The organism is Desulfosporosinus burensis (assembly GCF_054657535.1).
In genome coordinates this window covers 124,648-138,973 of sequence record NZ_BAAHYN010000006.1, presented here as the reverse complement: position 1 = coordinate 138,973, position 14,326 = coordinate 124,648, and the positions used below count along the sequence as shown (strand labels likewise).

The following is a 14,326-nucleotide window of genomic DNA, read 5'->3' as shown; positions in this document are numbered from 1 at the left end:
TGCTGGGTGATTGAGTGGGGGTCTTATCCTCCTCACTCCATTAAATTGGCCAAATTCACCCCCATGTAGAATGAAAGATGAATTTTGGCACTTCGTTAAACCATGGAGAGGGTGGGAAAGAAATCTCTCCCACCGCTGATTAATTACTCTCGAATTCCGGCATGAGCCTTAAGTTCATCTAAATCTCCTGCGCCTTTGCTTCCATTAAAGAAAGCGTTAAGGGCAATAGCGGTAATTGAACCTAAGGTAATTCCACTATGCATAATGGTCTGACTCCAAGAAGGGAAATGTTGAAAGAAGTTTGGAGTTACTACTGGAATAACACCAATTCCGATACTAATAGCAACAATGAAAATGTTATTAACGTTCTTCTCAAAGTCCACTTTAGCGAGAGTCTTAATCCCGCTGGCAGCGACGATTCCGAACATTGCTATTCCAGCTCCCCCAAGGACTGGGGTAGGTAGGGAGGCAATAATGGTAGCCATCTTAGGAAATAAGCCTAATACAACTAAAATGACACCGGATGTTGCGACGACGAAACGACTCTTAACTCCGGTTAAACCGACCAAGCCGACGTTCTGTGCAAAGGCCGTGTACGGGAAAGCATTGAAGATGCCACCAAGGGCAGTGGCTAAGCCATCTGCTCTTAAGCCAGCAGTAAGTTCTTCTTCACCAATCTTTTTCTCGACCATTTCACCAATAGCGAGAAAGTCTCCCGTTGACTCAACCATAACAACCAACATTACCAGAATCATGGCGATAATCGAACCGATCTCAAACTTTGGAACTCCGAAGAAAAAGGGCGTTGTAATGCCAATCCAAGGAGCTGCAGCCACTCCCGAGAAGCTCACAAGGCCTAAGGGGACGGCAACAACTAGGCCGACCAGTAAACCCAGCAAAACGGCAATATGGGAAACAAAGCCTTTGAAAAGTTTATTGATTAAGAGAATAGCCACCAGCACAACTGTTGCCACCAGAATAAAGGTTAAAGAGCCATAGCTCTTGTTTCCAACTCCGCCTGCAGCCCAGTTAATACCGACTGGTAGGAGAGAAACCCCGATAATTGTGATAATAGTACCCGTGACGATTGGGGGGAAGAAACGAATTAACTTACTAAAATATGGAGCAGCTAAAAAAGTAAATAGACCAGCCACTATGACAGAGCCAAAGATCAACGTCATACCGCCAGTTTTGGCCATGATGACCATAGGCGTAACAGCAGCAAAGGTAACCCCTTGAATGACAGGAATCTTGATTCCAATTTTCCAAATCCCTAAGGTTTGGAGTAGTGTAGCAATACCACAAGTAAATAAGTCAGCGTTAATCAAAAATGCCGTTTGGGCTTGAGTTAAGCCAGCTGCTCCCGCAATAATCAAAGGAACGGCAACCGCTCCAGCATACATCGCCAGTACGTGTTGTAACCCGTATAGAAAAAGTTTTCCAGCAGGTAGCATCTCGTCGACCGGTGCCACTCCATGTTTGGTATTAGCCATTATTTGCTTTCACTCCTTTATTTTTGATGCGGGTCAAAGATCTCATTAAACCTAGATCACCTCCTTCAGATCATCGTCCTTGAATTTAGTCCCGCAACTTTATCAAGGTGTCTATTTCAACCGACCTTTATACAAACCCGTAATGGTCGGGGAAAATAAGATTGGTAAAACATTCTTAAAGACACAATTTTCTTCTTATTCAAGAAGTATGTAGCAAGATTCGTGCCAGCTCGACATTTACTGCAAATCCTGCCTAAAATACACCTTTGTTGAATATTTACCGTAACGAAATTATCAAAATGGTAATCTCTTAGGATTCAAAAGGGTATCTTCACAAATTTCCGCCTGAAATATACATTGATGCTGGATGCGAGGGAGGACTTTATTAATTATCATTTCGATAAGCATGGTTATCGAAATGATTCAGAATCCTCAATCTTTCCGAGTGGCTTCTCCAGCCAACGATAAAATTCTTTCTACCGAAAAGGAAATAGCCATCAGACCTTTTCCCATCCATACGTCGGGCCGTCATAAACTTGAAAAGCTTGTCATCCCCAAGGCGTTTGATGATCGGAGTGGCTAAAAATTCTATTTCTCCCTTCGAAATTCGCCGGTAATCCGCATCAATATCATAGACGCACGTTCCTTCGATTTCTGGTTCAGTGGCTAGCACATAAACCCCATTGGCATCGGCGAGATAAATATCATCGACACCTAACTCCGGCGTAAGCTCTCCAAGCCGCATTCTCGATAGATCTTCACGCTTATCGACTTCGGCAAGCCGCCGAAGCATCCTCAATTTCCATCCTCCCTAAATTTCTAACTCGTTATTATTTGGTAATACGACCTATATTTGCACAATTCGACATTAATAACAAGTGAAATTTAGAGAGGCCCGCTATATACATCGACCTCTCTAAATATGCGCATTTTTTTAAACTTTATACAAATAACCGTATTCTTTATAAATTGTCCAAATAAAGGCTGCGACCTTGTCATCCATCAGCACACTTGGTTTACCGGATTCATCAAACTTCACCTTGTCGATTTTCTCCTCTAGGCGAAGCATGAATTCCCCATTGCAACCACCATCTAAGAAATAGAAGCCGATATTAGGACTATCCATGAAATCTTTCTCAGTCCAGAATAGAGTTAGTTTAACCTTGTACGGCTCACTGGAATACGGGCAGAAGGTCCCGCAGTTTCCGCAGACATTGCACATTCCATCCATGTGCAGAATCTGATTCATATTCGTTAAACCTTTGCCATTGACCGGAATCATAAGGTTGGCGCGGTTTGGGCAGACCTCAGCACAGATATTACAGACTTTATTACACTCTAAACATCTCTCAGATTCTAGCTTGTGATCGGCAACGGCTTTCATTACGCCTTTCTTTTCAGCAATCTCTAATAACTGCTTTTCGTTATTAAAGGAGATCTTAGACGTAAACTCTTGTTTGAATTCCAGCTGTTCCTTTTCTAGAATGGCTTTAGCCACAATTGTTCCGTGCTTAGCAGCACCGACCACCGTCCAAGGTCCAACCAGGGCATCTCCACCGATAAAGACATTTTCCACACTAGTTTCTAGCGTTTCTTGGTTGACGCGAATGATCCCTTTCTCCCCTACTTCAATACCGTTGCTCTTTAAGAGGTCATAATCGATCAGTTCCCCAATCGCTGACAAGACGGTATCGATCGACAATTCTTCAAAGGCACCCGCCTTGGCCACTGGTTTCCTTCGCCCAGAGGCGTCCGCTTGACCTAGCTCCATCGTCTGACATTTCAAGACACCCTTAGTCAACGAGACTGGCGCAAGAAGTTCCTTGAAGATAACCCCATCTTCCTGAGCATAGTGAAGCTCTTCTTTGTCAGCAGGCATGTAGTCTTTTGTTCTACGGTAGACAATATAGACATTCTCCACGCCTTTTACTCTCAGGGCAGCCCGAGCAGCATCCATCGCAGAATTACCGCCCCCGACTACTGCCACGTTCTTACCAAGCTTTAAGGCATCTTTGTTAGCGTTAAAGGCTTCCAGGAAGGGGATCGCTCCCATTACCCTTTCGCTATCCCCTTCGATTTCCAGATCATTGGTCTTTCCCGCACCGATTGCTAGATAGACATACTGGAACCCTTTCGCTTTGTAATCAGCCACGGATACGTTTGGATCAATCCCAAATTTGAACTTAACGCCCATTTTTTCGATCAGCTTAATATCTTTAGTGATCGCTTCTCTCGAGATTCTAAAATCCGGGATAACGTATTCGACCGTACCCCCGGCTTTCTGACGTTTATCAAAAACAGTAACCTCCAAGCCCCCTTTGGCAAGGAAATAAGCGGCTGCTAGGCCAGATGGACCTGCTCCAATGACGGCTACTTTGGCAGATGACTCAGGTTTCAGCGTAGGAAGTTTCTGCATATAGGCATCAAACCCTTTTTCTGCAGCCACCAATTTCTGCCCACGGATATGCACTGACTCATCATAATCTAAACGGGTACACTTGGTCATACAGTTGTGGGTACAAATCGTCCCCGTAATAAACGGGAATGGGTTTTTGGAGACTATGACATCAAACGCTTCCTCATAGCGTTCCTCACCTACCAGGCGAAGGTACTCTGGGACATCTTGTTCAATAGGACATCCAACAGTACATGGGGCCATGAAACAATCAAAGACGGGCAACTTAAGCTCTGTTTTACGATTGACCACATCTCTCTTTTCCTTGAGATGGTTAGCATCGTCCAACGAACTTTCAGCAAGGGCTTTTAGTTTTTTCATATCAAGCTTATCGGACTCTTGCTTATCCATGAGTGGATCTAAGAGATCCGCCATTTGTTTAAAGCGCGTATAGGCTCCGGGTTTTAACAGAGTTGTTGCCACGGTGATTGGCTGGATTCCCGTCTCAAAGATTCGATCAATATTAAAAGCATCCGCTCCACCTGAATAGGAGATTTTGAGATCCCCCCCGAACTCCGCAGCTAACTTATACGCCAGATTAATCGTCAAGGGATAAAGGGCTCGACCGGACATGTACATTTCCTCGCCCGGTAATTCCGATTTCATGATCCTTACAGGCAACGTATTAGACATCTTGATGCCAAAATCTTTTTGCTTCTCCAGTGCGAAAACTTTGAGACGTTTTAACATCTCAACGCCATCTTTAAATTGTAGGTCATGGGTAAAGGATTCTTCCTTCAGCTCAATATATTTGTAACCCATTTTATCGAAGGTGTTCCTCACATACTCATATCCTAACAGCGTCGGATTCATCTTCACAAAGGTATGCAATTTCTTTTCACTGATTAAGTATTTTATAATAGCTTCGATTTCTGCCGGTGGGCAGCCATGCATGGTCGATAAGGTAATCGACGTGCAAATATTAGGTGAAATCTGTTCAATAAAGGCTCGATCAATCGTTTTAAACTGATCAACATTTTCAAATAATGAAGCAAGACACTCCTTAAAAATCGCCGTTTCTGAAGCGTCTTTAAGCCCTTCGATGAATTGATCAACTTTAGGAGATTGAATCCCTTTCAAGTCATACCCTACGCTCATATTGAACATAAATCCTCGATCACTTTGATTAAAGAACTCCTTTTGTAAGACATGGAGGGCAAACCAGGCTTTTACATACTCGTCAAAGGCACCCATAATCGGAAGCTCCGTAGACCACTCCGTGTTATAGCATTCGTCCTCCGCCAGGATACAGGGCTTAGGAATCTCTAACTCATCCATGATTTGTACAGATTTCAACTCGAAGAAACGGCTCCCGCTCAGATAAGAAGCGATAATGTTTTGCGCGAGTTGAGTATGCGGACCAGCCGCCGGACCAACTGGAGTATCCATCGTTTCGCCAAAAAGTCCAATCTGGTGGTCATTCTTCTTTTGGAAAAATTTAACCGCAGATACGCCGAAAATAGTTTGAGTGCGCTTATATTCTTCGAACATCCAGTTAACCAAGTTCTTGAAGGGAATTTGAATCATTTTATCACTCATCATTCGTATCATTCCTCAATTCCTTATTGTTTGATCTGCTGCTCAGCGCCACTCATTGCCACATTTTCAAAATGGTAATAAGTTGCGCCGAGCCCTAGCTAAGCTTAAGTAAATTTCGTTTATTTTCCTTTATAATGAGGGCTGTCAACACACGTGCAAATATGCCCTTCCAAGGACTTCTCAGCAGCTTTTAAGATACTCTGGTAACCTGTACACCGACATAAATGACCTGAGAGTTCTCGTTTAATCTCATCACGAGTGTAATCTTTGCCACTCTCCACCATAGCCGTAGTGGTCAGAACGAGGCCAGGGGTACAGAAGCCACACTGCACAGCCCCTTCTTCGACGTAGGCTTTCTGAACATCAGAAAGTTCCCCATTTTTTGCAGCCAAACCCTCAATCGTCGTAATCTCTTTACCGTCCGCCCAAACGGCTAAGTATATGCAAGTATCATAAGGAGTACCATCAATCAGTACGCTGCAGGCGCCGCATTCTCCAACCCCACAGCCTTGTTTAGCACCCGTAAAACCCAATTGACTTCGCAAAACATCCAGCAACGATTCCCGTACATCCACCTCGAAATTATAGGCTCTCCCATTCACCGTAAAGGCGATTCGTTTAAACAACTTCCGCACCTCCTGCGTTGACAACAGCAATTTTCAGGGCTCTTTGCGTGAGTTCTTCGACAAGATGTTCCCTATACTCTTTAGAAGCCCGCCAAGAGGTTCGTGCCTTGGCTGATTTAACCGCCAGCTTGCCAATCTCCGCCAAAATATCGGAGGAAATTTTCTTCCCCTTGGCGTACTCTTCTGCTTCAAGGCACCTTAAGGGAGTTGGACCTGCAACTCCAAGTCCAATTCTTACGTCTGCAAAGTATCCGCTCTGCTGTTTGCAGACAACTGCCACTCCAAGTGTGGCAATATCCATCGCTTCACGCATGGCAAACTTAATATATTGCCCGCCAAAGCCTTGGTAATCTTCCGGCGCAATCAGAATCTCGGTGAGAATTTCCCCTGGCTTCAAAGCAACTTTACCAGGTCCAAGATAAAATTCACGGATCGGAACGACACGTTCCCCATGCGCATCCTGTAATTTCAGCTGGGCATTCAGCGCAAACAAGGAAGAGGCACTGTCTGCAGACGTGGCTCCATTACAAATGTTTCCGCCAATAGTGGCGATATTTCTGATTTGCGGCCCCCCCATGGAGATCGCCGCTTCCGTGAGAATTGGGATTGCCTCCCGAAGAATCGGATTGTGGAAAACCATCGAGAAGGTAGCCATTGCACCGATCACGATCGTCCCATTGTCAGATATTCGAATACTTTCCAAGGATTTAATCTTGCGAAGGCTCAAGAGCTCTGCATCTTCAAGTTGCCCTCCGTGCATTTTGATGAGCACATCTGTCCCACCCGCAATAATTCTTAGATTGGAGTTTTGTGAAAGGAGCGCGGTCGCTTCACTAACAGTCTCGGCATCGTAATATCCTTTAATATCGTACATCGTTTCACCGCCTTACTAGATTAATCCAACTTCTTTAAACTTTTCGAAAACGCGTTGCGGATTCATCGGTATCCGATTAAAAGCCACATCCGTCGCATCCAATACTGCATTGCGAATTGCCGGAGCCGGAGAAACAATCGGAGGTTCTCCCAACGATTTGACGCCAAACGGCCCTGTTGGATCATCTTGTTCCACAAAGGCTGCGCCAATATCAGGGGTATCCATCATCGTCGGAAGTTTATAATCCAGCAAATTATTGTTAAGGGGCTTACCCGTCGCCTCATCAAAGAGCAACTGTTCGGAGAGGGCATAGCCAATTGCCATACTCACCCCACCATGCACTTGCCCCTCTGCCAAAAGTGGATTGATGATCTTACCAGAATCATGGACATTGAAGATTTCCAAAATCTTAATTTTCCCAGTCTTGATGTCCACTTCCACTTCTGCAAAGGTTACCCCAAAAGGTATTGCATTAATGCGAGCATTATTTGAGACATCACTTGTAATAGGTTCAGCATGAGCTCTATCATAATAGGACTGCATCGCAACCACTTCCAGCGCTAGGACTTGTTCGCCAGATTCTTTAAAGACAATGAATTGATTTTGAAGATCTAAGAGATGAGCGGGGATATCCGTCATCCTATGGGCAAAACCAAGCACTTTTGCCTTAACTTCCAGGGCAGCCTTTTCTACAGCCATCCCTGTTACATAGGTTTGCCTCGAGGCATAAGACCCCGTATCAAAGGGGGTAATATCTGTATCTTGAGTGGAGACGACATGGACCATATACATCGGAAGACCGAGAACCTCAGCCACCATTTGCGCGAAGACTGTGTCACTCCCTTGGCCGATTTCTGTTGCACCGAGTTGAACTTGAACTGAGCCATCTTGGTTCATGACAATACGCACTCCAGCAAGTTCTAACGCTACCGGATACGTTCCCGAAGCATAGCTAAAGCAGGCCATGCCTAATCCTCGACGCATATCTCCGCTCTGCTCCTTATACAAGGCTTTCTTGACGTCCCACTTGATTAACTCTCGACCCTTATCAATGCATTCCCGGATAGCACAGCTCATGATCTTATTTTTACTCAACGGTTCTACAAACCCAACTTCAACTAGGTTTTTCTTCCGAATCTCGATGGGATCTAAGTTGAGTTTCTTGGCAATATCTTCGATATGAGATTCAAAGGCAAAAAATATCTGGGGAGTACCATACCCCCGCATCGCTCCGGCAACCGGCAAATTGGTATAAACCGTTATAGGATCATATTTCAAGGCCTTGGTTGGATATAGATAGCGGAATTTACCGCCCCCGCTCGAAGCAATGGAATGACCATGTGACGCGTAGGCGCCAGTGTTCGAAACGGCAGAAATATGTATTCCGTTAATTTTTCCATCCTTATTGATTCCAGTCTTGATTTTAAACTTGAAAGCATGACGAGTTCGGGTGTCAATCATGGCTTCCTCTCGCGAAAGCTCCAGTTTGACAGGTCTTCCACCCACAGCCAAACTCATAGCAGCATTCAAAGGTTCAATAGTCACATCCTGCTTATTACCGAACCCACCTCCAACGTAAGGCTTAATCACTCGCACCCGCCCCCAAGAAACCCCTAAGGATTGAGCAACGATCCTGCGCACAATGTGCGGGATCTGAGTCGAGGTCATGATCACGATTCGTCGATCTGCATCGACATAGGCATGGGATACTTGATTTTCCATATGACAATGCTGAACAATACTTGTGTGGTACTCACCTTCAATGACATGATCGGATTCAGCAAAGGCTGCTTCAATATCCCCTATTGCATAACCACCCGAAGCCAGAATGTTTCGTTCACAGTCATCATGAATCAAAGGGGCACCCTCTTTAAGGGCAGCATCTGTGCTGGTTAAGGCTTCCAACACTTCATATTCAACCTCAATCAGCTTCAAAGCCTTGGAGGCGATAAGGGCATCCGTCGCAACCACAGCTGCAATATTATCTCCCACGAATCGAGCCTTCTGCGTTAAAATATGGCGATCCTCTTTATCGCGATGGCTCTCATCGAGCGAAAAAGGATGCCCCGCAGTTCCATATTTAAGCTGCGCAACATCCACTTCATCCGTTGCAATAGCCTCTATGACCCCTGGCATAGCTGTAGCGAATCGAATATCCGGCAAATCTTGGTACGTTAAAACAGCCTCGACTCCAGGTAAAGCTTTCGCTTTACTGACATCGATCGATTTAACAAGCGCATGAGCATAAGGACTATGCAGAATTTTCCCAATCAACATATCCCGCTCAGAAAAATCATCCGTATATTTGGCCTTTCCCGTTACTTTGGCGACAGCATCAACTCTTCTAACGCTTTTCCCTACAACCGTATAAGCCATTTTATTTCCTCCCGTCCTTAAAATTTATTAAGACCTCTCTGTCGAATAGAATTCCATCTTCAGAGAATGAAATACCTGCAATCCTAAATTTAAACCGTGCAATATTCATGCCAACGAGCTCAAATGTCGAAAAGAGGCTGAATCAGTGACTTGTTGTTATACTCGGAGGACAGGCCTTATCATAATGATAACGTCTGTCCTCAATTTCACTTATAATACATTTATATCATTTGAGTCTATGACTAAAAGCCACTAAGTTTCTTACTTCTAAAAGTGCGAGATAAGTGACTCCTAGACCTTAGATAAGTTTAACAACACCTCAAGAGCTACAAACTCTCCTCGATTAAGCGCCCTGTATCATTTTGATAAAATTCTTATCACATTGAACTATCTTTTATCAATTTGATAAGAAAAGAGTAAAGAAAAGCCCCCTCAAGATCCCTAAGCAACCCGTATTTCAATTACTCAATGTTATAACGTGCTAATTTGCGATATAAGGTTGCTACTCCAATTCCTAAGGCCTTGGCCACTTTCTCTTTTCCTCGTACACCAGCTTCCGCAGCTTGGTAACAGCGGAGAATTGTTTCCCGTTCAACATTTTCAAGATTAAACCCATTGAGTTCAGCATGATTCTGATGAGCCGTTTTCAATCTCGGCGATAAATGTTCCTCAGTCAAAGTAGAGCCTTCGGCTAAATTCATAGCATATTCAATCACGTTCTGAAGTTCTCGGACATTGCCTGGCCACGAATAGTCTTGTAACCTCTGCCGAAATCCATCCGTTAAAAACTGAACGTTTTTATTCAGCTGTGGATTGTAACCCTTAATAAAATGCTGACTCAAAATATCCAAGTCTTCTTTTCTATCTCGCAGTGAGATAATCTCAATGGGAATCACATTAATCCTGTAATATAAATCTTCACGAAACTCACCTTTTGCCATCATTTGCTCAAGGTTACGATGCGTTGCGGCGATGACTCGGACGTCTACAGGGATAGGGGTTATCCCCCCAATTCGTTCAATTTGACGTTCTTGAAGCACCCTAAGAATTTTGGCCTGTAAAAATAAGGGCATATCTCCAATTTCATCGAGGAATAGGGTTCCTTTGTTTGCCAATTCAAACTTGCCGATTTTGCCCCCTTTGCGAGCACCCGTAAAGGCCCCATCTTCGTATCCGAAGAGCTCACTTTCCAGCAACATTTCCGGAATCGCTGTACAGTTAATCGCCATAAACATCCCTTGTTGTCTGGGACTGAGATTATGAATGGATCGAGCTAACATTTCTTTACCAGTTCCACTCTCACCCCGAATCAAGACCGTTGATTTCGTGTTAGCTACGACCTTTGCCCGCTCTCGGATTTGGCTTATACTCTGACTATTTCCCAAGATATCTTCGATGGTATAGCCTGCATCTTGTAGTGAGAGTCGGTTAACGATTCGACCGATTTCATCAAGCGGTCGCAAGGTGATGGCAATACTCTTCACCCCGTCTTCACTAGCGATGGGCAGAGCACGCAAAACCATTTGCACCCGATTCTTCTTGGTTTCGACATGAACTTCGCGTTCCACGACTTCGTCCATGTTTTTCCCGGCTTTTAGAATGTCCGAAACAATTTGTGGTGTGAATAAGGATTTTAACTGACTCCGCGGAGTAAGCAGATTAGCACTAAACAAGCGTTTAGCTGCTTGATTATAATGAAGGACATTTCCATCAAGATCCACCGTAAGCAGTCCTTCTTCCAAGCAGTCAATAATGGAGTTGAGATAATGATTCGACGATACTAGACCAGCTAAGAACTCTTGTTCCTTTAACTTTAGAGCAATAGTTTCAGCCATTTTCGTTAAAAAGATGAGGTAGGATTGCTGATTTTCTTGGATGATTTTTGCTTGGGCATCATTAAAGCAGATCAGTCCGATCACGCCCACAGCTTTACCATCCACATTGATCGGGGATACCACTTCATATTTTTCAGAGCAATTTCCTCGAGCCTTACATGGGGCGCAAAGCGGATGGGTTCCCGGCGTTTCTATCACAAACTGATGTCCTGTCCGCAGTACTTCCTGATACACGTATCCCTGCCGGTCCATGGATAGACCTACCCCTTTGTGATACCTTCCTGTTCCAGCAATACGTACCAAATTATGATCCGCTATCTCAATATCGATTTTCACAACAGTGGCAATCGCTTCCGCGATTTGTTGTGCATAATCTCTAACGGCCATAAGTTCAACCATTAAGTTACCCCCATAACTATTATTCTCGTTAAAGTCTTATAATATGACAATATTCCTTTTGATTAGCCTACATTTTCTTAATTCGTTAAGAATTCACTTTATCCTTTAACCGAGTTTCATTTTACTAATGTTTGCAGATAGACGTAGCCTAACATTAAAAAGTTCACAAAGATCATAATAGGAGCACCTATAACGAACTTCTTGTGCTGGGTCTTATGACGAAAGAACTTCATCCCAGCAAAAAGTCCGATGCCTCCCAGGACAAATCCCATAAGCAGTAGATTGAACTCCTGTATCCTCCACTGCCCTAACTTAGCCAGACGTTTATCTCTGCCCATTGCAATAAAAACGTAAATATTCCAAATCAAGTAGGCCCCCAGAAAAAATTCAATACTCATCGCTCTAGTCCTCCTTATTATTTTATACTCCATTCCAGCGCTTAAAGAGTGTGTTTTCTATGCCAAACTGATCTAAGGTTTTCCCAACGACATGATTCACTAAATCTTGTATCTCTTTCGGTTGGTGGTAAAACCCTGGCGAAGCCGGCATTATCGTCGCACCCGCCCGCGCCAGCCGTAACATATTCTCTAAGTGAATAATATTATAAGGCATTTCGCGCGGAACCACGACAAGAGGGCATCGCTCCTTTAATGTCACTTGAGCCGCTCGTGCCAAAAGATGGTCCCCCGTCCCCGTGGCCATTAAGCCCAAAGTGTTCATTGAACAGGGAATCACGACCATCCCAGCCGTACGATAAGAGCCGCTGGCCAGCGATGAAAAGAGGTTATCGTTCTCATGGATACGAACATTCTCTGGGAAGGCAGACCGTTCAATTCCGGTTTCATAGGCAAGTACCTTTTCTCCCGTTAACGTCATGATCAATTCAACCTGCCAATCCATCGACGCCAGAACATTCATGAGTGTGGTCGCATATATTGAACCGCTTGCCCCTGTAATCCCAATAATTAATCGTCTTTGCACTGGGCACCTCCAACATTTATTTCATACGCTTTTCGCTGCCATCTACAGCGTCCCTTATCATTTATTCGCTATCGCAGAAAAATCCTTGTTTTCGAGAACAGAGAGCTTATCCTTTCGAATCATACTGATGCCTAAAAAGATGACTACAGCGCCTAAGACTTGCATAAGGTGAATCTGTTCCTTTATAAGAATAGCCGCCGCAACCACAGCAACCGCTGGCACAGCATACATATAAGCCATTACACGATTAGCTCCTATTCGGTTAATTGCGTGATACCAAACAACAAGCCCGAACGCAGTCACTAGAACAATGGAGTAAAGCATAGAGCCCCAGGCTGCAGAGGGTATCTCTGACCAAGTTATCGCTAGCACCCCTTTTGCTCCGATGACCAGGAAAAATATCATTCCAAATAATGAAGCATACGTCATCGTCTTAAGCGCTGAATACCTGCGCAACATGCGTTTAGCGAGCACTGGATATAATCCCCAGACACTTGATGCCAAAATGGCGATCAGATCTCCACGAATCACATCCCAGCCTATTGCCAATTTATTAGTCCCAAAGAGCAAGACAAAGACAACTCCTAAGAGAGCTAAAGCGCTTCCCCACCTCCCCCTTGAGCCTAATCGTTCTTGTCCTGCGAGCCAGGCGAAAATTGCCGTAAACACTGGCGAGATTGCAAGCATTAAAGAGGCATTGGTAGCCGTAGCGTATTTTACAGACGCCATAAACAAGGTTTGGTAAATCGTAATGCCTATCAGTCCGAGCATCGCCAATTCCCAGAAATCCTTTAACTGGATACGCAAGTCTTTTTCCAAAACATATAACAAAAGAAACAGCAGAGGTGTTGCCCCCACAAAACGAACAACATTAAAGGTCAAAGGATCAAAACCAACCATTCCCCATTTTCCAACAGTGTAATTTGCCCCCCAGACCAAGACAACGCCCCAAAGTACCCACTCTGGAAAATCCTTTTTCGTAGTCATTAGTTTCCCTCTTTCTCCCTCACCCATACAAAAGACCCCTAGCATCGTTTTAAAGGTAGGAGCCTTTCATTATTTCGTATAATTAAATATTGTATCATAGAAAAATCCCTCAGAGAATATAAAATGCTCAGCGAGGTTTCAAAGCCTCTCGACCGCATCATAAATGAAAAGGAAGAAAACTTTGATATTCTAGGGTTTCTTCCTTTTCATGTTAGTCTATTTTACAAGCCTGTTCATTACAGAGCATATTAAAATAGGCAATGGACTCCAGGTCATCGTTCAAAGCATTTGAACCGAATGCACCTAAAGCCTCGTATTCAGGACCGCTTCCTTTTCCTCAGAGTGTCACAACACGTGAATAGATGTATACAATATGACAATTTCTCAGTATACAAAAGTACGCTGCCCAACAATTGTCGATTCTTAAACGGTAGCAACACAAAAAGGAATTAATTAATGATTGACAAACTATCTATCTTCTCATATAATAACGTTTGTTACGCGGTCGTGGCGGAACTGGCAGACGCGCTAGATTCAGGTTCTAGTGCTCGCAAGGGCATGGAGGTTCAAGTCCTCTCGACCGCACCACTTAGAAACATAAGGCCTTCGGGCCTTTTTTCTTTTGCCTTTGTTGACTTTTCTAAACCGTGAATAGTCAACAAAAAGTCAACAAAATAATATGAGTGCTTTTTTAGGGCATATTGATCCAGACTACTAGATGCATAATGTGGTACTTTAAGTGAACTAAAAGCAAATCTTTT

The 14,326-nt window shown here is 44.0% G+C and carries 10 protein-coding genes, 1 tRNA gene and 1 pseudogene; 1 reads left to right on the top strand and 11 read right to left on the bottom strand.

The features are described 5' to 3' along the window. Positions 1–143 precede the first annotated feature (143 nt). From ACYQ3Q_RS12160 to ACYQ3Q_RS12110, 11 genes and pseudogenes are all read right to left on the bottom strand, one after another. The gene (locus ACYQ3Q_RS12160) at positions 144–1,493 is read right to left on the bottom strand and encodes a nucleobase:cation symporter-2 family protein (protein WP_459928806.1); all 1,350 of its coding nucleotides are present in this window, start codon (positions 1,491–1,493) and stop codon (positions 144–146) included. A gap of 385 nt (positions 1,494–1,878) precedes the next feature. Continuing rightward, positions 1,879–2,292 carry a hypothetical protein gene (locus ACYQ3Q_RS12155; protein ID WP_459928805.1) on the bottom strand — a complete coding sequence of 138 codons (414 nt, stop codon included), beginning with the start codon at positions 2,290–2,292 and terminating at the stop codon, positions 1,879–1,881. Positions 2,293–2,427: 135 nt separating this feature from the next. Further along, the gene (gene ygfK / locus ACYQ3Q_RS12150) at positions 2,428–5,490 is read right to left on the bottom strand and encodes a putative selenate reductase subunit YgfK (RefSeq protein WP_459928804.1); all 3,063 of its coding nucleotides are present in this window, start codon (positions 5,488–5,490) and stop codon (positions 2,428–2,430) included. Positions 5,491–5,606: 116 nt separating this feature from the next. After that, positions 5,607–6,113, bottom strand: coding sequence for a xanthine dehydrogenase subunit XdhC (gene xdhC, locus ACYQ3Q_RS12145; protein ID WP_459928803.1), 507 nt, complete (start codon positions 6,111–6,113; stop codon positions 5,607–5,609). Beyond that, positions 6,106–6,987 carry a xanthine dehydrogenase FAD-binding subunit XdhB gene (gene xdhB / locus ACYQ3Q_RS12140; protein ID WP_459928802.1) on the bottom strand — a complete coding sequence of 294 codons (882 nt, stop codon included), beginning with the start codon at positions 6,985–6,987 and terminating at the stop codon, positions 6,106–6,108. Before xdhB ends, xdhC begins: the two co-directional genes overlap by 8 nt. Positions 6,988–7,002: 15 nt before the next feature. Beyond that, positions 7,003–9,363, bottom strand: a complete 2,361-nt coding sequence (gene xdhA, locus ACYQ3Q_RS12135; protein WP_459928801.1) for a xanthine dehydrogenase molybdenum-binding subunit XdhA — start codon at positions 9,361–9,363, stop codon at positions 7,003–7,005. Positions 9,364–9,824: 461 nt separating this feature from the next. Next, the gene (locus tag ACYQ3Q_RS12130; RefSeq protein WP_459928800.1) at positions 9,825–11,597 is read right to left on the bottom strand and encodes a sigma-54 interaction domain-containing protein; all 1,773 of its coding nucleotides are present in this window, start codon (positions 11,595–11,597) and stop codon (positions 9,825–9,827) included. A 116-nt stretch (positions 11,598–11,713) separates the two neighbouring features. Then, positions 11,714–11,995, bottom strand: a complete 282-nt coding sequence (locus ACYQ3Q_RS12125) for a DUF1294 domain-containing protein (protein ID WP_459928799.1) — start codon at positions 11,993–11,995, stop codon at positions 11,714–11,716. Between the two features lie 22 nt (positions 11,996–12,017). Further along, the gene (locus tag ACYQ3Q_RS12120) at positions 12,018–12,578 is read right to left on the bottom strand and encodes a UbiX family flavin prenyltransferase (protein WP_459928798.1); all 561 of its coding nucleotides are present in this window, start codon (positions 12,576–12,578) and stop codon (positions 12,018–12,020) included. A gap of 57 nt (positions 12,579–12,635) precedes the next feature. Then, positions 12,636–13,565 (bottom strand): DMT family transporter, encoded by a 930-nt coding sequence (locus ACYQ3Q_RS12115; protein ID WP_459928797.1) that lies wholly within the window; start codon positions 13,563–13,565, stop codon positions 12,636–12,638. Between the two features lie 211 nt (positions 13,566–13,776). Beyond that, positions 13,777–13,884 (bottom strand): annotated as a pseudogene (locus ACYQ3Q_RS12110) (aldehyde ferredoxin oxidoreductase C-terminal domain-containing protein); the annotation flags it as partial. 182 nt (positions 13,885–14,066) lie between these two features. Between ACYQ3Q_RS12110 and ACYQ3Q_RS12105 the strand changes: the two are divergent. Then, positions 14,067–14,153 (top strand) — tRNA-Leu (locus ACYQ3Q_RS12105). Positions 14,154–14,326 lie beyond the last annotated feature (173 nt).

What these genes read in the sequence shown, in the direction of transcription:
- ACYQ3Q_RS12125 (WP_459928799.1), bottom strand. Translation starts at nt 11,995, where the DNA reads ATGAGTATTGAATTTTTTCTGGGGGCCTACTTGATTTGGAATATTTAC.
- xdhA (WP_459928801.1), bottom strand. Translation starts at nt 9,363, where the DNA reads ATGGCTTATACGGTTGTAGGGAAAAGCGTTAGAAGAGTTGATGCTGTC.
- ACYQ3Q_RS12130 (WP_459928800.1), bottom strand. Translation starts at nt 11,597, where the DNA reads ATGGTTGAACTTATGGCCGTTAGAGATTATGCACAACAAATCGCGGAA.
- ACYQ3Q_RS12160 (WP_459928806.1), bottom strand. Translation starts at nt 1,493, where the DNA reads ATGGCTAATACCAAACATGGAGTGGCACCGGTCGACGAGATGCTACCT.
- ygfK (WP_459928804.1), bottom strand. Translation starts at nt 5,490, where the DNA reads ATGATGAGTGATAAAATGATTCAAATTCCCTTCAAGAACTTGGTTAAC.
- ACYQ3Q_RS12115 (WP_459928797.1), bottom strand. Translation starts at nt 13,565, where the DNA reads ATGACTACGAAAAAGGATTTTCCAGAGTGGGTACTTTGGGGCGTTGTC.
- xdhB (WP_459928802.1), bottom strand. Translation starts at nt 6,987, where the DNA reads ATGTACGATATTAAAGGATATTACGATGCCGAGACTGTTAGTGAAGCG.